This window comes from Streptomyces sp. NPDC091280, from assembly GCF_044768565.1.
Taxonomy (GTDB): Bacteria; Actinomycetota; Actinomycetes; order Streptomycetales; family Streptomycetaceae; genus Streptomyces.
Map to the genome: position 1 here is coordinate 441,430 of NZ_JBIVUZ010000010.1, position 18,159 is coordinate 459,588.

General features: G+C 72.1%; 18 protein-coding genes. 3 read left to right on the top strand and 15 right to left on the bottom strand.

Annotated features, from left to right (window positions below):
* Nucleotides 1-95 precede the first annotated feature (95 nt).
* From ACIQPR_RS30470 to ACIQPR_RS30495, 6 genes are all read right to left on the bottom strand, one after another.
* On the bottom strand, nucleotides 96-581 hold the full coding sequence (locus ACIQPR_RS30470; RefSeq protein ID WP_403654754.1) for a hypothetical protein: 486 nt from the start codon (nucleotides 579-581) through the stop codon (nucleotides 96-98).
* Between the two features lie 211 nt (nucleotides 582-792).
* The gene (locus tag ACIQPR_RS30475; RefSeq protein WP_403654756.1) at nucleotides 793-1,146 is read right to left on the bottom strand and encodes a cytidine deaminase; all 354 of its coding nucleotides are present in this window, start codon (nucleotides 1,144-1,146) and stop codon (nucleotides 793-795) included.
* Between the two features lie 37 nt (nucleotides 1,147-1,183).
* Entirely contained in the window at nucleotides 1,184-1,543 is a 360-nt protein-coding gene (locus tag ACIQPR_RS30480; protein ID WP_403654758.1) for an MmcQ/YjbR family DNA-binding protein, read from the bottom strand.
* On the bottom strand, nucleotides 1,540-2,856 hold the full coding sequence (locus tag ACIQPR_RS30485; RefSeq protein ID WP_403654760.1) for a hemolysin family protein: 1,317 nt from the start codon (nucleotides 2,854-2,856) through the stop codon (nucleotides 1,540-1,542). Before ACIQPR_RS30485 ends, ACIQPR_RS30480 begins: the two co-directional genes overlap by 4 nt.
* Before the next feature lie 21 nt (nucleotides 2,857-2,877).
* Complete coding sequence (gene ybeY / locus ACIQPR_RS30490; protein WP_403654762.1) at nucleotides 2,878-3,375, bottom strand: rRNA maturation RNase YbeY; 498 nt, start codon at nucleotides 3,373-3,375, stop codon at nucleotides 2,878-2,880.
* 12 nt (nucleotides 3,376-3,387) lie between these two features.
* Nucleotides 3,388-4,443: a PhoH family protein gene (locus ACIQPR_RS30495; RefSeq protein WP_403654764.1), complete on the bottom strand. Its 1,056-nt coding sequence runs from the start codon at nucleotides 4,441-4,443 to the stop codon at nucleotides 3,388-3,390.
* A gap of 284 nt (nucleotides 4,444-4,727) precedes the next feature.
* Here ACIQPR_RS30495 and ACIQPR_RS30500 point away from each other — a divergent pair, with 284 nt between their 5' ends.
* Nucleotides 4,728-5,444 carry an FAD binding domain-containing protein gene (locus tag ACIQPR_RS30500; protein ID WP_403654766.1) on the top strand — a complete coding sequence of 239 codons (717 nt, stop codon included), beginning with the start codon at nucleotides 4,728-4,730 and terminating at the stop codon, nucleotides 5,442-5,444.
* A 22-nt stretch (nucleotides 5,445-5,466) separates the two neighbouring features.
* Here the strand turns inward: ACIQPR_RS30500 and ACIQPR_RS30505 are convergent, their stop codons facing one another.
* The 3 genes from ACIQPR_RS30505 to ACIQPR_RS30515 form a co-directional block, all read right to left on the bottom strand.
* On the bottom strand, nucleotides 5,467-6,630 hold the full coding sequence (locus ACIQPR_RS30505) for a carbohydrate kinase family protein (protein ID WP_403654768.1): 1,164 nt from the start codon (nucleotides 6,628-6,630) through the stop codon (nucleotides 5,467-5,469).
* 185 nt (nucleotides 6,631-6,815) lie between these two features.
* Entirely contained in the window at nucleotides 6,816-8,105 is a 1,290-nt protein-coding gene (locus ACIQPR_RS30510) for a glucarate dehydratase family protein (RefSeq protein ID WP_403654770.1), read from the bottom strand.
* The gene (locus tag ACIQPR_RS30515; protein WP_403654772.1) at nucleotides 8,102-9,052 is read right to left on the bottom strand and encodes a 5-dehydro-4-deoxyglucarate dehydratase; all 951 of its coding nucleotides are present in this window, start codon (nucleotides 9,050-9,052) and stop codon (nucleotides 8,102-8,104) included. The genes ACIQPR_RS30510 and ACIQPR_RS30515 overlap by 4 nt, the downstream gene beginning before the upstream one ends.
* 105 nt (nucleotides 9,053-9,157) lie before the next feature.
* Between ACIQPR_RS30515 and ACIQPR_RS30520 the strand changes: the two genes are divergently transcribed.
* Both ACIQPR_RS30520 and ACIQPR_RS30525 read left to right on the top strand, forming a co-directional pair.
* On the top strand, nucleotides 9,158-9,940 hold the full coding sequence (locus tag ACIQPR_RS30520; RefSeq protein WP_403654774.1) for an IclR family transcriptional regulator: 783 nt from the start codon (nucleotides 9,158-9,160) through the stop codon (nucleotides 9,938-9,940).
* A gap of 220 nt (nucleotides 9,941-10,160) precedes the next feature.
* The gene (locus ACIQPR_RS30525) at nucleotides 10,161-11,408 is read left to right on the top strand and encodes an MFS transporter (RefSeq protein WP_403654776.1); all 1,248 of its coding nucleotides are present in this window, start codon (nucleotides 10,161-10,163) and stop codon (nucleotides 11,406-11,408) included.
* 14 nt (nucleotides 11,409-11,422) lie between these two features.
* On the opposite strand, the gene ACIQPR_RS30530 is transcribed toward ACIQPR_RS30525, so the two are convergent.
* The 6 genes from ACIQPR_RS30530 to ACIQPR_RS30555 all read right to left on the bottom strand — a co-directional run bounded on the left by ACIQPR_RS30530 (nucleotide 11,423) and on the right by ACIQPR_RS30555 (nucleotide 18,109).
* Nucleotides 11,423-12,412 carry an adenosine deaminase gene (locus ACIQPR_RS30530; protein WP_403654778.1) on the bottom strand — a complete coding sequence of 330 codons (990 nt, stop codon included), beginning with the start codon at nucleotides 12,410-12,412 and terminating at the stop codon, nucleotides 11,423-11,425.
* Between the two features lie 20 nt (nucleotides 12,413-12,432).
* Nucleotides 12,433-13,338 (bottom strand): ribonuclease Z, encoded by a 906-nt coding sequence (locus tag ACIQPR_RS30535; protein WP_403654780.1) that lies wholly within the window; start codon nucleotides 13,336-13,338, stop codon nucleotides 12,433-12,435.
* A 6-nt stretch (nucleotides 13,339-13,344) separates the two neighbouring features.
* Nucleotides 13,345-13,698, bottom strand: coding sequence for a histidine triad nucleotide-binding protein (locus ACIQPR_RS30540; RefSeq protein ID WP_403654782.1), 354 nt, complete (start codon nucleotides 13,696-13,698; stop codon nucleotides 13,345-13,347).
* A 57-nt stretch (nucleotides 13,699-13,755) separates the two neighbouring features.
* Nucleotides 13,756-16,989 carry a S41 family peptidase gene (locus ACIQPR_RS30545; protein ID WP_403654784.1) on the bottom strand — a complete coding sequence of 1,078 codons (3,234 nt, stop codon included), beginning with the start codon at nucleotides 16,987-16,989 and terminating at the stop codon, nucleotides 13,756-13,758.
* 71 nt (nucleotides 16,990-17,060) lie between these two features.
* Entirely contained in the window at nucleotides 17,061-17,627 is a 567-nt protein-coding gene (locus tag ACIQPR_RS30550; protein ID WP_403654786.1) for a hypothetical protein, read from the bottom strand.
* 89 nt (nucleotides 17,628-17,716) lie between these two features.
* On the bottom strand, nucleotides 17,717-18,109 hold the full coding sequence (locus ACIQPR_RS30555; RefSeq protein WP_403654788.1) for a VOC family protein: 393 nt from the start codon (nucleotides 18,107-18,109) through the stop codon (nucleotides 17,717-17,719).
* Nucleotides 18,110-18,159 lie beyond the last annotated feature (50 nt).

Genomic DNA, 18,159 nt, shown 5'->3' on the forward strand with positions numbered 1-18,159 from the left:
AGAAGTCAATGGAAACGGGCGAATTAACTGATGGGCCGTCAGTTCACGCCCGACGGCGGGAACTGACGGCCCGGTTGAGCCCGTGGGGGGAATTCTCAGTCGAACACGAACGGCCCCGGCGACTGCGCCGCGGTGGGTGTGCACGTCACGGCGATGCCGAAGATGGTCATCTGCAACGAGCCGCCGTACGCCTCCAGGCTGTCACCGGAGGCGACGGTGCCGCTGAGCGGGCCGACGGTGACGGCGTCGCCGGTCGCCATGGCCGGGTTCACCGTCCCGCTGAAGACGGTCGTGCCACCGCTCGCGTTCACGAAGGTGAAGGTGGAGGCGATGGAGTCCTGCGCCAGGGGCAGCGGGGCGGTGATGGCCGAGTTGACGGTGACCGTGGCCGCCGTCCCGTCCTGCGTGGCCGTGATGGTGGCCGCGCCGCCGCCGAAGATGCCGCAGTCCGCGTTGATCGTCGCCGTCTGGGGAGTGACGGCGAGAGCGCTGGGCGCGAACGCCAGTGAGGTGGCCGCGAGGACCCCCGTCACCAGTGCCGCACCCGTGCCGATTCGCTTGATTCTCAGCTTGCCTTTCATGGAACCGGTTCCCTTCCCGTGTCTGGGAATGCCATGTGGGGACGGACGGACCACCACGCCGGCCCCGCCTCGCAGACGCGGTGCGGTGCGCCACGCGAGGGAGAATCTGACGGTCCGTCGGAACTTACGGTTCCATTGATGCGCGGGAGACGGGGAGAGAGCAAGGGCGAAATCCGGACGGGCTACTTCCGGACAGGGGGCGTCCGGCGGCTCAGCCCGCGGCGACCGTCAGCCGGACCGTGCCGTCCGGCCCGGCCACGTGCACCGGCGTCCCCGCCCCGCCCAGATCCCGTACCGCCGCCAGGTCCTCCGCCGGGACCGACTCCGTCTCCGTGACGACCGCCGCCGCCTCCAGCGACTTCGCGCCGGACGCCACCGCCATCGCCACCGCCGTCCGCAGCGCGCTCAGCCCCAGCGACGGCAGGGCGACCGTCCCGGCGACATACGTCCGCCCGGTCTCGTCCCGCACGGCCGCGCCCTCGGGCACACCGTTGCGGGCCCGGGCCGAACGGGCCAGGGTGACGATCTTGCGGTCCTCGGGGTCAAGCGCGCTGCTCTCGGTCATGCCCAGAGCATACGAAGGACCGGTCCCGCCCGCTCCGTCAGGGCCGGTCCAGCCGCAGCCGCTCCGCACGCGGCAGCCCCGCCACCACCAGGTCGTACGAGTCCTCGATCAGCTCCTTGAGGACCCGGTCCGGGAGGTCCCCGTCCACCGTCACCGTGTTCCAGTGCCGCTTGTTCATGTGATAGCCGGGGACGATCAGACCCTCGTACTCCTCCCGGAGCCGGATCGCGTCCTCCGGGTCGCACTTGAGGTTGACCGTCAGGGGCCGTCCGTCCAGCCGGGTCAGCGCGAAGAGCTTGCCCAGCACCTTGAAGACCGACATCTCCGGGCTGAAGGGGAAGTCCTCCACCGCCGCGTTGAACGACAGGCAGAACGCGCGCAGTTGCTCCGGGCTCACTCCGGCTTCGCCTCCTCCGCCGGCGGATCGGCGGGCCCCGCCGGCTCGACCGGCTCCACCAGCACCGTCACGATCTTGTTCCGCCGGCCCGCCGACGCCTCGGCCGTGAGCCGCAGTTCGCGCCCGTCGGGCAGTTCCACGACGGAGGACGCACCGGCGATCGGAACCCGCCCCAGCGCCTTCGCGAGCAGCCCGCCGACCGTCTCCACGTCCTCGTCGTCGTAGGCCTCGAAGCCGTACAGCTCCCCCAGGTCACCGATGTCGAGGCGGGCGGTCACCCGGTAGCGGTCGTCGCCCAGCTCCTCCACCGGAGGCAGCTCCCGGTCGTACTCGTCGGTGATCTCCCCGACGATCTCCTCCAGGATGTCCTCGATGGTGACGATGCCGGCCGTGCCGCCGTACTCGTCGATGACGACCGCGACATGGTTGCGCTCCTGTTGCATCTCGCGCAGCAGATCACCGGCGTTCTTGGTGTCCGGCACGAAACTCGCGGGCCGCATGGCCGTCGACACCAGCTCCGACTCGGCGTCCCGGCTGATGTGCGTCTTGCGGACCAGGTCCTTCAGATACACGATCCCGACGATGTCGTCCTCGCTCTCCCCCGTCACCGGGATGCGCGAGAAACCGGAGCGCAGCGCGAGGGTGAGGGCCTGACGGATCGTCTTGTAGCGCTCGATGACCACGAGATCGGTCCTGGGCACCATCACCTCGCGGACCAGGGTGTCGCCGAGTTCGAAGACCGAGTGCACCATCCGGCGCTCCTCGTCCTCGATCAGCGACTCCTTCTCCGCGAGGTCCACCAGCGCCCGCAACTCGGCCTCGGACGCGAACGGACCGCGCCGGAAACCCTTTCCGGGCGTCAGCGCGTTGCCGATGAGGATCAGCAGATACGGGATCGGGCCCATGATCCGCGCGAGCGGCAGCAGCACGTACGCCGCCGCGGTCGCCGTGTTCAGCGGATGCTGACGCCCGATGGTGCGCGGGGACACCCCCACCGCCACGTACGACACGAGGACCATGACGCCGATCGCGGCGAGCAGCGCGGGCGCCGTCCCGTGGATCACGTGCAGGCACTCGTAGGTGACCAGCGCGGCGGCGGCCATCTCGCAGACCACCCGCACCAGCAGCGCCACGTTGAGATAGCGGGTCGGGTCGGCGGCGACCTGCGCGAGCTTGGCGCTGCCGCGCCGGCCGGACCGTACGGCCTCCTCGGCGCGGAAGCTGGAGACGCGCGCGAGGCCCGCCTCCGCGCAGGCGGCGAGCCAGGCGACAACGACGAGGGCGATGGCCCCGACGACGATCTGAGGACTCATGAGAGGTGGTGACCCGCTGCCCTAGGAGACCGTCGGCGCCGGAGAGGGGCCGTCGTGGCCCTTCTCCGCGCGCCAGCCGTCCACGATGGCGGCCTGGAGACCGAACATCTCGGCCTTCTCGTCGGCCTCCTCGTGGTCGTACCCGAGGAGGTGCAACACACCATGGACGGTGAGGAGTTGGAGCTCCTCGTCCATGGTGTGCCGGGTCTCCGCCTCGGCCCCCTGCCGCGCGGCGACCTCCGGGCACAGCACGATGTCACCGAGGAGCCCCTGCGGGGGCTCCTCGTCGTCCTTGCTCGGCGGACGCAGCTCGTCCATCGGGAAGGACATGACATCGGTCGGGCCGGGCAGGTCCATCCACTGGATGTGCAGCTGCTCCATGGCGTCGGCGTCCACGACGATCACCGACAGTTCGGAGAGCGGGTGGATGCGCATCCGCGCGAGCGCGTAGCGGGCGATGTCGAGGATCGCCTGCTCGTCGACCTCGGTTCCGGACTCGTTGTTGACGTCGATCGACATGGTCGTGCTGGTCTACTTCCGCTTGTCACGGGCACCCTTGTGGGTGCCGTTCTCCGTACCGTGCTCGTTGTCGTACTTCTCGTACGCGTCGACGATACGGCCGACCAGCTTGTGCCGTACGACGTCCGCCGACGACAGGCGGGAGAAGTGCACGTCGTCGACCCCCTCCAGGATGTCCTGCACCTGCCGCAGCCCCGACTTCGTCCCGCTCGGCAGGTCCACCTGCGTCACGTCACCGGTGATCACGATCTTCGACTCGAACCCGAGCCGGGTGAGGAACATCTTCATCTGCTCGGGGCTCGTGTTCTGGGCCTCGTCGAGGATGATGAAGGCGGAGTTCAACGTACGGCCCCTCATGTACGCCAGCGGCGCCACCTCGATCGTCCCCGCCGCCATCAGCTTCGGGATCGACTCCGGGTCGAGCATGTCGTGCAGGGCGTCGTACAGGGGGCGCAGGTACGGGTCGATCTTCTCGTACAGGGTGCCGGGGAGGAAGCCGAGGCGCTCGCCCGCCTCCACCGCCGGGCGGGTCAGGATGATGCGGTCGACCTGCTTGGACTGGAGTGCCTGCACCGCCTTGGCCATGGCGAGGTAGGTCTTGCCGGTGCCGGCGGGGCCGATGCCGAAGACGATCGTGTTCTTGTCGATCGCGTCGACGTAGCGCTTCTGGTTGAGGGTCTTGGGGCGGATGGTGCGGCCTCGCGAGGACAGGATGTTCTGGGTGAGCACCTCGGCGGGTGTCTCCTCCGGGCCATCCCCGTTCTCGCTCGCCCTGAGCATGGCGATCGAGCGTTCCACTGCGTCCTCCGTCATTGGCTGCCCGGTGCGGAGCACCAGCATCATCTCGTCGAACAGGCGCTGGATGAGGGCGACTTCACGGGCATCGCCGACCGCACTGATCTCATTGCCCCGGACGTGGATGTCGGCCGCCGGGAAGGCCTTCTCGATCACCCGCAGGAGAGCGTCGCCGGATCCCAGGAGGGTCACCATGGCGTGCTGGGCGGGGACGGTGATCTCTGCTCTCGCCTGTCCCCGCGCGGGGGTGTGAGCTGTGGGTGTCTGCGTCATGGGCCGGCTCTGTAGGCCTTGCTCGTCCTCCTCGAAACGACTCGCCCGCCACAAGGGCGGCCTGGTGATTTCCAGGGTACGCCGGGCCACTGACAACGCCGTAGGGCTTTTCGGTGACCGTAGGGCCACGAAACACGGGGTGGACGCGTGGGTTCCGGGTGGCGCACCCGGCGCAGGGAGGGAGCACGGGGTGACGCCGTGAGCCCTGTTCGCGCCCCCTCGTATGTACGGACAATGCGCTACGTCCGTCAAGTGAGCCATGCAGGGAAAGCAGGTCGGCCGCTGTGTTCGTGCGTCTGCCCACGTCCGTGTCCGAAGCGCAGGAGTGTCTGGCCGAGGGGGCGGTGCCTGTCGGCGGGGCGACGCTGGTGTGGGCCGGCTGGCAACGGGACGGCTTTCCGGAGCAGGCGGTGTCGTTGCGGGAGCTGCCCGAGGCGAAGGTGATCGGCGACGGTGCGCTGGGTTCGGCCGTGCTGCTGCACGAGGTCGACGCGCGGGTGCCGGAGGTGCTGCGGCGGGCGGCGGCCGGGGTGGGGACCGGTGCGGTGCGCCGGACCGCGACGGTCGGCGGGAACATAGTCGGCAGCACGCTGCGCTGTCTGCTGCCCCCGGCGCTGGTGCTGGACGCCCGCGCGGTGGTCCTGGAACCGGACGGCCCCGTCGAGACCGATCTCGCCGAGCTGCTGGCGAAGCGCCCGCTGCTGCTGAGTCTGCGCTGGCGGGAGCCGGTGGCCAGCGGTTACCGCAAGCTGTCCGACGTGCTGCGGGGCGAGGTGCCGTTCGTGGTCGCGGTCGCCGTGACGGGGGCGGAGCGGCTCATGCTGCGGGTCGCCGTCCGTGACGGGTATGACGTGCTGAGCGAGGTCGTTCCCTACGACACCGATGCCGGCCGGGTCCTGTCCGCCTTGGCGCTCACGCCCCTGGGCACCTTGCCCGAGGCGGTCTTCGAGGCCGTGCGGGAAGAGGTCGCCGGGGTGGTGGAGCGGGCCGGGGCTCGCTGAGACGAGGCCTCGCGCGGTCGCGTCACGTCGATCTGCCGAAGCCGATCGTCGGTACCGCCCGGCGCAGGGGCCAGGGGCTGTCGTCGGGTCGGTGCTCGGGGACCAGGCCCGCCAGGAACGCGTAGCGGTTCAGGGCCGCCGGGTCCTGGCCCTCGACGGACTGGACCTTGCGCCACCAGGCGCCGATCTCGGACCAGCCCGGCGCGGAGAGGGAGCCGCCGAACTCCTGGACGGAGAGCGCGGCCGTGAGGCCGGCGAAGGCGAGGCGGTCGGCGAGCGGCCAGCCGGCCAGGGTGCCGGTGACGAAGCCGGCCACGAAGACGTCCCCGGCGCCGGTGGGGTCGAGGGCCTCGACGGCGATGGCCGGGACCGAGGCCGATTCCCCGGTGCGGCGGTCCACGGCGTAGGCGCCGTCCGCGCCGAGGGTGACCACGGCCAGCGGTACGTGTGCGGTGAGGGCGTGGGCGGCGGCGCGGGGGCAGTCGGCGCCGGTGTAGCGCATGGCTTCCTCGGCGTTCGGCAGGAACGCCTCGCAGTGCGCGAGGTCGGCGAGTCCGGCGAGGTCCCAGGCGCCGGTCTCGTCCCAGCCGACGTCGGCGAAGATCCGGGTGCCCTCGCTCGCGGCCTGGGCGACCCAGGGGGCCTGCTTGCCGGGGGTGAGGGAGGCGACGGCGGCCCGTGCGCGCGGCGGGCGGGCGGGGGCGCCGCCCGCGCTGAACTCGGTCTCCGGGGGCGGCTCGTGGCCGTGGGAGACCATCGTGCGCTCGCCCTCGTAGGCCATCGAGACGGTGACCGGGGAGTGCCAGCCGGGTACCGAGCGGGAGGTGGAGAGGTCGATGCCCTCGCCCTGTTCCAGCGCGTCCCAGCAGTACTCGCCGTAGTGGTCGTCGCCGAAGGCCGCGGCGAGGGAGGTGCGCAGGCCGAGGCGGGCGAGGGCGGTGGCCATGTTCGCGACGCCGCCGGGGCTGGAGCCCATGCCGCGGGCCCAGGACTCGGTGCCGCGCACGGGGGCGGATTCGAGGCCGGTGAAGATGATGTCGAGGAAGACGGTGCCGGTGAGGTACACGTCCCAGGGCGGGTCGTCCGGCACGCGCAGTCCGGAGAGGGGGTCGACCTGGGCCGGGCAGGATCTCCTCTCCCGGTCGGACGGCGATCCCTTTCCGGTGGACGCGGTGGACGCGGTCACGGTGCGCTCCCTGACGTGATGCGGATCAGGCCAGTGTGCACCACCGCGCACGGGTGAGCGCGCCTCCCGCTCCGGACCCGCCCCTCGCGCCGGTCCCGGACCGCCGCAGGTCCGGGCCGTTCGGGGTGTGCGGACGCCCCTCGGCCTCCCGTGCCGAGGGGCGTCCGGATCCGGTCATCCGGTTGCTACCACCGCGGCATCGCGGGCGTGACCCACTGGGGGTCGGTGATCCGCATCGCCGCCGCGTCGTCGCGTTCGCGCAGCGCACCGTCGTCGTCGAGCCATCGCCGGTGCAGCGACTCCAGCTTCGCGCGGTCGAGTTCGACGCCGAGGCCGGGCGCGTCGGAGACGGTGACCTTGGCGTCGGTGAAGGTGAGGCGTTCGGTGAGGACGTCCTCGGACTGCCAGGGGTAGTGGGAGTCGCAGGCGTGGTGGAGGTTCGGCACGGTCGAGGCGACGTGGGTCATCGCGGCGAGGCTGATGCCGAGGTGGGTGTTGGAGTGCATGGAGATGCCGACGCCGAACGTGCGGCAGATGGCGGCGAGTTGCTGTGTGTTGCGCAGTCCGCCCCAGTAGTGGTGGTCGGAGAGGACCACCTGTACGGCACCGCGGGTGAACGCCTCCTCGATCTCGGCGAAGGTCGTCACGCACATGTTGGTGGCGAGCGGTACGTCGGTGCCGGCGGCCACCTCGGCCATGGCGGCGGTGCCCAGGGCCGGGTCCTCCAGGTATTCGAGGACGTCCCCCAGTTCCTTCGCGACCTTCAGCGAAGTCTCCACGGACCAGGCGCCGTTGGGGTCAAGGCGCAGCGGGTGGCCGGGGAAGGCGGCGGCCAACGCCCTTACGGCGGCGATCTCTTCGTCGGGCGGGAAGACTCCGCCCTTGAGCTTGAAGGAGGTGAAGCCGTAGCGCTCCTTGAACTTCCGTGCCTGCTCGACGACTCCGGCCGGGTCGACGGCCGCGCCCCAGTCGTCCCGCTCGCCCGGCACGCCCTCGGGGTGGTCGGCCCACTTGTAGAACAGGTAGGCGCTGTACTCCACCGCGTCCCGCACCTTGCCGCCGAGCAGCGCGTGCACGGGCAGGCCCAGGGCCTTGCCGAGGGCGTCGAGGCAGGCGACCTCGAAGGCGGAGACGACGGACAGGCGCAGCTTGTCGGCGGTCTGCACGCCGCGCAGTCCGCCGACGTCGACCTGCGAGGAGGTCAGGGCACTGTCGACGGCGACCTCGTCGGCGACGGTGAACAGGCCGTTCAGGTCGGTGACTTGACGGCCGATCAGTTTTTGGGCGTACGGCCGGGCCAGTTCCAGGTACTTGGTGTCGCCGTAGGTCTCGCCGAGGCCGGTGATGCCGTCCGCGGTCTCGATCTCGACGATCAGGCGGGGGGTGTAGGGCTGGTGGACGCCCTGGGTGTTGAGCAGGGGCGGGTCGGCGACCAGGATCGGGGTGAGCCGGACGTCGGCGATGGTGAGGTTCACAGCGCGGCTCCTACGAGGTCGAGTCCGGTGGTGAGCAGGGCGGTGAGGTCGGCCAGGTCGGCCGCCGTGGGGTCGGTGAGCGGGGCGCGCACGGGGCCCACCGGACGGCCGCGCAGCCGGGCCGCCGCCTTGACGAGGGAGACCGCGTATCCCGGTACCCGGTCGCGGAGTTCGACGAAGGGGACGTAGAACTCGCGGAGCAGTCGCTCGACCGTCTTGTCGTCGCCGTCCCGCAGCGCGGTGAAGAAGGTGTTCGCGATCTCGGGGGCGAAGGCGTGGACGGCGGAGGAGTAGGCGGGGACGCCGACGGTGGCGTAGGCGCGGGCCTGGATCTCGGCGGTGGCGGCGCCGTTGAAGAAGAGGAAGCCCTCGGGGGCGGCGAGGGTGAGGCGCTGGAGGCGGTCGAGGTCGCTGTGGCCGTCCTTGAGGCCGATGACGCCGGGGATGCCCGCGATGCGCCGCAACGAGCTCGCGGTGAAGGCGACTTGGCCGCGCTGGTAGGCGATGAGCGGGAGCCGGGTGCGGGCGGCGAGCTGTTCGAGCTGGGCGACCAGGCCGTCCTGCGGGGCGGCGACGAGGTAGTGCGGGAGGACCAGGAGCGCGTCGGCGCCGGCCTCCTCGGCGATGCGCGCGAAGCGGGCGGCCTGGGCCCAGCCGTAGCCGACGCCGGCGACGACGGGGACGCGGCCGGCCGCCTCCTCGACGGCGATGGTGACGACCTGGCGGTACTCGTCCTCGTCGAGGGAGAAGAACTCGCCGGTGCCGCAGGCCGGGAAGATCGCGCCGGGGGCGGTGGCGGTCTGGGCGGCGACATGCGCGCGGAAGCCGTCGGGGTCGAGGGAGCCGTCGTCGTGGAAGGAGGTGAGCGGGAAGGAGAGCACTCCGCCCGCCATCCCGTCCCGCAGTCCGCGCACCACGGTCTCCGTTTCGCCGTTCACCTGGGCCATCTCCTGGCCATCTCCCTATGTAGACGTCATCCACGTATGAAGACAAAGGTTAGATACGCGAACCACAGTCGTCAATGGGGAGCCCGTGCTCGCTACCATCGCCCCATGTCAGAGCCCGGTGGCGTCCGCGAGGTGAAGTCCGCCGCCCGCACGGTCGAGCTGCTCGAACTGCTCGCCGCGCGCGGCGACCGCCCCGCGCGCCTCCAGGAACTCGCCGCCGAACTCGGCGTGCCGCGCAGCTCGATGTACGCCCTGCTCCAGACCCTGATCGGACACGGCTGGGTCCGCACCGACAGCACCGGCTCGCTCTACGGCATCGGCATCCACGCCCTGCTCACCGGCACCAGCTATCTGGACTCCGACCCCCGCGTGCGGACCGTACGGCCCCATCTCGACGAGGCGTCCCAGGCGCTCGGCGAGACGATCCACCTCGGACGCCTCGACGGGCGGGACGTCGCCTATCTCGCGACGCGGGAGTCCCACGAGTACCTGCGCACCATCAGCCGGGTGGGACGGCGGCTGCCCGCGCACGTCGGCGCCCTCGGCAAGGCGCTCCTCGCCGAACGCCCCGACACCGAGCTGCCGCCCGGACCGTACGAGGCGGCGACCCCCAACACGCACACCACCCGGGAGTCCCTGGCCGCCGACCTCGCGACGGTCCGCGCCCGCGGCTACTCCGTCGACCGAGAGGAGGGCGTCCTCGGGATCGTCGGCTTCGGCTTCGCGCTGCGCTACGACAACCCGCCGCTGGACGCGATCAGTTGCTCGGTCCCGGTGGTGCGCCTCACGCCGGAGCACGAGGGGCGGATCGTGACCGTGATGCGCGAGGTCAGGGCCAAGATCGAGGCGACGGCACCCGCGGCCGGCGGCGCGGTCCACTGGCGTTAGGCCGTGCCCGCCGCCGGACGTTCGCCGGACGGCCCCGCGATGTGGGCCCGCGTTTACCCGGCCTCCCACCCCGCAAACACGACGTGCCCCACATCACACCCCCCGCCCTTCTTTCGCGAACCGCGTGCTTGATACAAATTGCCCGCGCGTTCCTGTCCGTCGACGGTCGTCGCCCAACCCCCTTTTCGAGCCGCTTCTTTCGCATGCCCTGGGAACGCCCGTGTTCGCCCGCACCGCCACGCCCTGGCCCCTCGTCGCCCTTTTCACGGCCGGGTACCTCGCCCCCTACCTGCTGCCCACCACCGTCGGCCGCCTCGACACCGGACTTCCGCTGTCGGCGACACAGGCCGGTGCCGTCGGGAGCGCGCTGCTGCTGAGTTCGGCGGCGGCGGGCTTCCTGCTCGCCTCGCGCGTCGACCGGATCGGCCCGCGCACCCTCGCCCGCGTGGGCCTCGCGCTGGCGGTCCTCGGCTACGGCTCCGCCGCCCTCACCCACGCCGTCCCCGCGGTCGTCGCGGGCGCGGTCGTCGGCGGCTTCGGATCGGGTACGGCCACCACGGTCGCCGCGTCCGGCATCGCCGCCGAGCGGGACCCCCACCGCGCGTCCACGCTCGGCCTGCTGTGCGTGTCCGCGCTCGCGGGCGCCGTCTACCTCACGGTCCCGCACCTCGGCGCGGGTCACGGCCAGCCGCTCGCCGCCATCGCGCTGACGGCACTGGCCGTATGGCCGCTGACCGGCCGCCTCCCGGTCCGTACGGCGACGGGGCACGCGCGCGTGGAGACCGCCGGACTCCCCCACCGCCGCGCCGGACTGGTCCTCGCCGCCACCCTGCTGTGCTGGTCCCTCGCGCAGAACTCCCTCTGGGGCGTCAGCGGACGCATCGGCATCCACCAGGCCCACCTCTCCGAGGTCACCGTCGGCGCGGTCTTCGCCGTCGCGCTCGGCACCGGGCTCGTCGGTGTCATCGGCGCGGGCGCGCTCGGCTCCCGGCTCGGGCGCGCGGTGCCGATCGGCGCGGGGACGGCGCTCATCGCGGGCTGCATCGTGCTCAGCGCGTCCGCGCACGACCTGAGGACCTTCGCGACCGGCGAGATCGCCTGGAACACCCTCTACCCGATCGTCCTGTCCTACGTCCTCGGTCTCGCCGCCTCCCTCGACCCGCGCGGACGCTGGGCGGTCCTGGTCGGCTCGGCCTCGTCCCTGGGGACGGCGGCGGGGCCGCTCACGGGCAGTGTGCTGTCGGCGGGGGCCGGGTTCCCGGCGATGGGCGCGATCCTCGCGGCGGGGCTGGTCGTGATCGCCGTACCGATGACCGGGGTGGCGCTGTACACCGGCAGGCGCGGGGTGCAGGTGTCCCAGATCGTCGGGATCCCGGTGGAGGGCATCCCCGCGGAGACGATCGCGGTGGAGACGATCCCGCTGGAGACACCCGCCCCGCGCACCCGCGACACGACGCCGGCCGCCTAGTTCGCGGACACGGCCTAGAACTCGTAGGCCTCCACCTCGGCCAGATACCGGGCCCGCAGCTCCTCGTCGTCCTCCAGGAAGGAGGCGGTGAACGAGTTGCGGGCGAGCTCGCGCAACCGGTCCTCGCCCAGGCCCAGTGCCGAGCGCACCGCGTCGAAGTTGTCGCCCGCGTACCCGCCGAAGTAGGCCGGGTCGTCGGAGTTGACCGTGCAGAGCAGGCCCGCGTCCAGCATGGCGGGCAGCGGGTGCTCGGCCAGGACGTCGACCGCGCGGAGGCGGACGTTCGACAGCGGGCAGAGGGTGAGCGGGATGCGGTCCCGGACCAGCCGCGCCACCAGGTCCGCGTCCTCCATGCAGCGCAGCCCGTGGTCGACGCGCTCGACGCCGAGGACGTCCAGCGCCTCGGTGATGTAGGCCGGCGGGCCCTCCTCACCGGCGTGCGCGACCCGGCGCAGCCCCAGCGCGGCGGCGGCCTCGTAGACCTCGCGGAACTTCACCGGCGGATGGCCGACCTCGGCCGAGTCGAGGCCGACGCCGGTGATCCGGTGCAGGTACGGCCGGGCCGCGTCCAGGGTCGCCATGGCCGAGTCGGCGGACTCGTCGCGCAGGAAGCACATGATCAGCCGGGTCGAGACGCCGTGGTCGGCCTCGCTGTCGCCGAGCGCCCGCCACAGGCCCTCCACCACCGTGCCCATGTCCACGCCCCGCGCGAGGTGCGCCTGCGGGTCGAAGAAGATCTCCGCGTGCCGCACGCCCTGCGCGGCGGCGCGGGCGAGATAGGCGTTCGCGAGGTCCTCGAAGTCCCGCTCGGTGCGCAGGACGGCCATCAGCTCGTAGTAGAGGTTCAGGAAGGACTGGAGATCCTCGAAGAGGTACGCCTTGCGGAGCGCCTCGGTGTCCGCGTACGGCAGCGCGACGCCGTTGCGTGCGGCGAGGGCGAACGCCAGCTCGGGTTCGAGGGTGCCTTCGATGTGGAGGTGCAGTTCGGCTTTGGGGATGGGCATCGAAGTATCGTACGGGTGTTTTATCGCCGTTTCGGAATCGGTACCCGCAGCAGATCGTGCGCCACGGTCAGCTCCCCCTCGAACCCGGCCGCCCGCGCCTGCCGCTCGAACTCCTCCGGCTCGGCGTAGCGCTGGCTGAAGTGGGTGAGGACGAGGTGGCGGACACCGGCCTCCCGCGCCACCCCCGCCGCCTGCCCGGCGGTCAAGTGACCGTGGTCCGCGGCCAGTTGCGCGTCCTCGTCCAGGAACGTCGACTCGATCACCAGCAGGTCGCAGCCCTGTGCGAGGGCGTGCACCCCCTCGCACAGCCGGGTGTCCATGACGAACGCGAAGCGCTGACCGCGCCGCACCTCGCTGACCTCGTCGAGCGAGACACCGTCCACGGCCCCCTCGCGCTGGATGCGGCCCACGTCCGGGCCCTTGACGCCGTGCGCGGCGAGCCGGTCGGGGAGCATACGGCGGCCGTCGGGTTCGGTGAGGCGGTAGCCGTAGGACTCGACGGGGTGGGAGAGCCTGCGGGTCTCCAGGGTGTAGGCCGGGGCGGTGGCGATCACGCCGTCCGCCGAGACCGGGGACTCCGTGATGCCGACCGTCTCGCGGTACGCCGTCGCGTAGCGCAGCCGGTCGAAGAAGCGTTGGCCCGACTTCGGGTAGTGCGCGGTGACCGGGTGCGGGACGCGGTCCAGGTTGACGCGCTGGATGACGCCCGCGAGGCCGAGGGAGTGGTCGCCGTGGAAGTGGGTGACGCAGATCCGGTTGAGGTCGTGCGCGGCGACCCCGGCGCGCAGCATCTGCCGCTGGGTGCCCTCGCCGGGGTCGAAGAGGATGCCCTCGCCGTCCCAGCGGAGGAAGTAGCCGTTGTGGTTGCGGTGGCGGGTGGGGACCTGGCTGGCGGTCCCGAGGACCACCAGTTCGCGTACGGACATGGCGGGTTATCCAGGGGGCCACTGCATGCCACGGCCGCCCATGACATGGGCGTGGGCGTGGAACACCGTCTGGCCCACGCCGGAGCCGGTGTTGAAGATCACGCGGTAGCTGTCGAGCTTCTCGTCCACCGCGACCTCGCCGGCCTCGCGCAGCACGTCGGCGGCGACGGACGGTTCGGCGGCGGCGAGGGAGGCGGCGTCGGGGTAGTGGGCGCGGGGGATCACCAGGACGTGGGTGGGGGCCTGGGGGTTGATGTCCCGGAAGGCGACGGTGGTGGCTGTCTCGCGGACGATCGTCGCCGGGATGTGCCCCTCGACGATCTTGCAGAACAGACAGTCGTCCTGCGGTTCCCCTGACATGGCGTGGCCTCCTCGCACCTGGCGGTCGCTGACCGGGGCATCGTATCGAGCGGTGGGTCAGTCCTGTTCCGGCAGGACCGGGGGTGTCTTGGCCGGACGGTCCGCGAGGCTCTCCAGCGCGATGCGGATCGCCTCGTCCAGCTGGACGTCCCTGCCGGCCGCGTAGTCCTGTGGCCGCTGCACCACCTCCACGTCGGGGTCCACCCCGTGGTTCTCCACTCCCCAGCCGTAACCCTCAAGCCAGAACGCGTACTTGGGCTGGGTGACGAGCGTGCCGTCGACCAGGCGGTATCTGCTGTCGATGCCGATCACGCCGCCCCACGTACGGGTACCGACCACCGGGCCGATGCCCAGCGCCTTGATCGCCGCGTTGACGATGTCGCCGTCCGAGCCGGAGAACTCGTTGGCCACGGCCACCACCGGGCCGCGAGGGGCGTCCTCCGGGTAGCTGTAGGGGCGCATGCCGCGCGGCAGGTCCCAGCCGACGATGCGGCGGGCCAGTTTCTCCACGACCAGTTGGGAGGTGTGGCCGCCGCGGTTGTAGCGGACGTCGACCACCAGGCCCTCGCGGGCCACCTCCACGCGCAGGTCGCGGTGGATCTGGGCCCAGCCGGGGGCCTGCATGTCGGGGACGTGCAGGTAGCCGAGCCGGCCGCCGGACTTCTCGTGGACGTAGGCGCGGCGGTCGGCGACCCAGGCGTGGTAGTAGAGGGGTTCCTCGTCGGCGAGGGGCACGACCACCGCGTGGCGGGGGTCTCCGCCGCCCGCCGGGGAGACGGTCAGTTCGACCGGCTTGCCCGCGGTGCCGACGAGGAGGGGGGCCGGGCCCGTGGTCGGGTCCACGGGCCGGCCGGCCACCGCGAGGATCGCGTCGCCCGCGCGGACGGCCACTCCGGGTGCGGCGAGCGGGGCACGGGCGGCCGGGTCGGAGGTCTCGGAGGGCAGGACGCGGTCGATGCGCCAACTGCCGTCCTCGTGGCGGGAGATGTCGGCGCCCAGCAGACCCTGGCGGTCGCCGTGGGCGTAGCCGCCGCGCGGGGTGACGTAGGCGTGCGAGGTGCCGAGTTCGCCGTGCACCTCCCAGAGCAGGTCGACGAGGTCGTCGTGGGTGGCCACGCGGTCGAGGATCGGGCGGTAGCGGTCCAGGACGCCGTCCCAGTCGACGCCGCTCATGTCGGCGCGCCAGAAGTTGTCGCGCATGATGCGGCCGGTCTCGTCGAACATCTGGCGCCATTCGGCGGCGGGGTCGACGGTCTGGCGGACGCGGGAGAGGTCGACGTTGACGTTCGAGTCGCTGTCGTCGTCCTCGGAGGAGGCGCGGCGGTCGCTGGGGACGATCCGCATCTTGTGGTCGGTGCGCAGCAGGACGCGCTTGCCGTCGCCGCTGACCTCGAAGTGCTCGGCGTCCCCGGCGAGGTGCTCGATGCGCTGCTGGGCGAGGTCGTAGCGCTCCAACTCGGTCTTGGGGTCCGGGTCTTCGGGGGTGGCGCGGCTGGCGCCGAGGACGCCCCGCACGGGATGGCGCAGCCACAGGACGCCGTCCTTGGCGGCACGCAGGTTGGAGTAGCGGCCGGCCTCCACGGGGAACGGGACGATGCGGTCGGCGAGGCCTTCGAGGTCGACGCGGGTGGTGGGGCGGCCCTCGCTGTCGGGGGTCTCGTCCTTGTCGGGGGTCTCGAAGGGGCGGCCGTGCCGCTGCGGTCCGAACGGGGACGGGGTGGTGGCGGCGAGGGTGATCAGATGCGGGCGGTCGCCGACCACGAAGGCCAGGTCGAAGACGTGCTCGTCGTAGACCGGGTCGAAGGAGCGGGTGGAGAGGAACACCAGGTGCTTGCCGTCGAGGGTGAAGGCGGGGGCGTAGTCCTGGAAGCGGAGCGGGGTGGCCTCGGTGACCGAGAGGTCGGTGGTGTTGGCGATCCTGAGCTGGCGCAGCGGGCGCGGGCCGGGGTGCGACCAGGCGAGCCAGGCGGAGTCGGGCGAGAAGGAGAGGCCGGAGGCGTCGCCGTCCTCGCTGCGGTCGACCTCGCGGACCTCGCCGGTCTCGCGCTCGACGAGGAGGACCCGGCCGTCGTGCGAGGCGACGGCGACCCGGCCGCCGTCCGGCGCGACGGTCAGCGCGAGGACCCGGCCGAGCTGTCCGGCGGCGATACGGCGCGGGGTGGCGCCCGGGGCGAGGCCGGCGGCGGGGGCGAACTCCAGGGCGTCGTCGCCCTCGGCGTCCGTCACCCACACCACCCACTCCTCGCCGTCCACGCGGAAGGTGCGGGGCAGCCGGGCCCGTACGCCGGGGGTGGCGGCGAGCGCGCGGGCGGGGCCGGAGCGGTGGGTGATCCAGTGGACGGTGCCGCGTACGGCGACGGCGCTGCCGCGCGCGGTGTGGTCGGGCGAGGCGGAGGCGAGCCAGCGGGTGGCGGACACCGGGAAGGGCTGCTGGTCGGTGCGCTGGCCGCCGAGCCGGATGTCGAGGCGGCGGGGTTCGGCGCCGTCCAGGTCGTCCAGGAGCCAGAGTTCACCGGCGGAGGAGTAGACGACCCGGGTGCCGTCGCCGGCCGCGTGCCGGGCGTAAAAGCCGTCAATGGGGGTGTGGCGGCGCAGGTCGCTGCCGTCGGCGAGGGAGGAGTACAGGGCGCCGGTGCCCTCGTGGTCGGAGAGGAACGCGATCCTCTCCCCCGCCCACACGGGGTACTCGATGTTGCCGTCCAACCCCTCGTGCAGGCGGGTGAATTCGCCGTCGCCCGCGCGGTCGATCCACAGCTTGCCCGCGGTACCGCCCCGGTAGCGCTTCCACCAGGCGGCCTCGCGGCCCATGGGGGCGGAGAGCAGGACGGTCGCGTCCGGGCCGACCGCGACATCGCCAACAGGCCCGTAGGGAAGGGTGGTTGCCGGTCCGCCGTCCAGCGGGACGGCGCGGGCCCAGCTGCGGCGGAGGTTCGCCTGACCGTGGGTGCTGATGGCGAGGACCTGGCCGTCCGCCGTCCAGCCGCGCACCTGGGTGCGTGAACTGCCCCAGTGGGTGAGGCGTTTGGCGGGTCCGCCGTCGACCGGGGCGATGTGCACCTCGGGGGCGCCGTCCCGGCTGGAGGTCCAGGCGACGGTGGTGCCGTCGGGCGAGATGCGCGGATGGGTCACCGGCACGTTCTCGGCGCTGACCCGCCAGGCCCGGCCGCCGTCGAGGGGGGCCAGCCACACGTCGTCCTCGGCGGTGAAGGCGATCAGCTCGCCGTGCAGGTGCGGGAAGCGGAGATAGGCCTGAGGACCGGCCTGGGCTGCGGAGGCTGAGGGCTGAGTCACCTGATCAGCGTATGCAGCGGCGGCCCGCGCCGACAGCGGTTTGGATCACTTGCCCTCGGTCGGACGGCCCGTCACTTGCCCTCCACGGGCCAGCAACTCGGGTCGCCCTTGCACCAGATGGTCTTGGTGACCGTGACGGTGACGGTCGGTCCGGGGCCGTAGGTGAGGCTCGGGTTGGGGTTGCTCACGGACGAGGGGGTCGCCGCGTTGCAGTCGCCGAGCCCGGTGACGTGGAACACCTGCTTGCCGCCCACCTTGGCGACCAGGTCGCCGCGCACACAGGCGCCGTCGACGGCCCGGGTGACCTTGCCGGTGACGGTGATGTCCCGGTTGTCGCTCGTCTGCCCCTGGCAGTCCACGGAGACGACGGTGGTCTCGGTCGGCGAGGGTGTTCTGCCGGGCGTGTAGGCCTTGTTGCCGCTGCCGTAGTTGCCCGTGCAGGTCAGATAGCGCACGCCGACATGGTCCCGCTTGAGCTCCGCGGTCGCCGTCTTGTCGGTGGTGTACGCGACGGTCGCCGCACTGAGGTCACCGGGCTGGCACGCGACGACCCCGCCCACGGACACCACCGCGAGCCCCGCCACGGCGGCCACCCGCCGTCCGCGCGGCCGACGCCAGTTCTGCCTCAACGCCCCCATGCACGGCAGCCTGCCACCGTCGGGGCGCACACGGAAGAGCGCATACGGCCACCCGTGCGCCCGGGGCGGTCACCCGGCGCGTGAATGGGTCAGCCGCGCAGCAGCAGCCACTCCTGAAGCTCCACCAGATTGCCTTCGGGGTCCTTGAGATGGGCGACCCGCATCCGGTCCGTCATCGGCGCGGGGCCGTGCAGGAGCGTCGCGCCCCGGCCGGTGATCTGCTCGCAGTAGGTGTCCAGGTCGTCCACCCGCAGCACCACCAGCGAGCGGTGCCCGGTCGCCGACTCGCCCAGTTCACCGAGGACTTGGGCCATCATCGCCCGGTCCTGCAACGCGATCCCGGCCGAGCCGACGGCGGGACTGAACTTCTCGTATGGCCCCTCGGCCGCCCCCGACTGCGGCTTCAGGCCGAGGACTTCGGCGTAGAAGCGGTAGCAGGCGGCGAAGTCGGTGACGAGCAGCCTCACTTGGGCGAGTTCCACGGCGGTCTCCCCTGTGGTTCCGATGGTTCCGGTGGTTCTGTGGGTTCCGG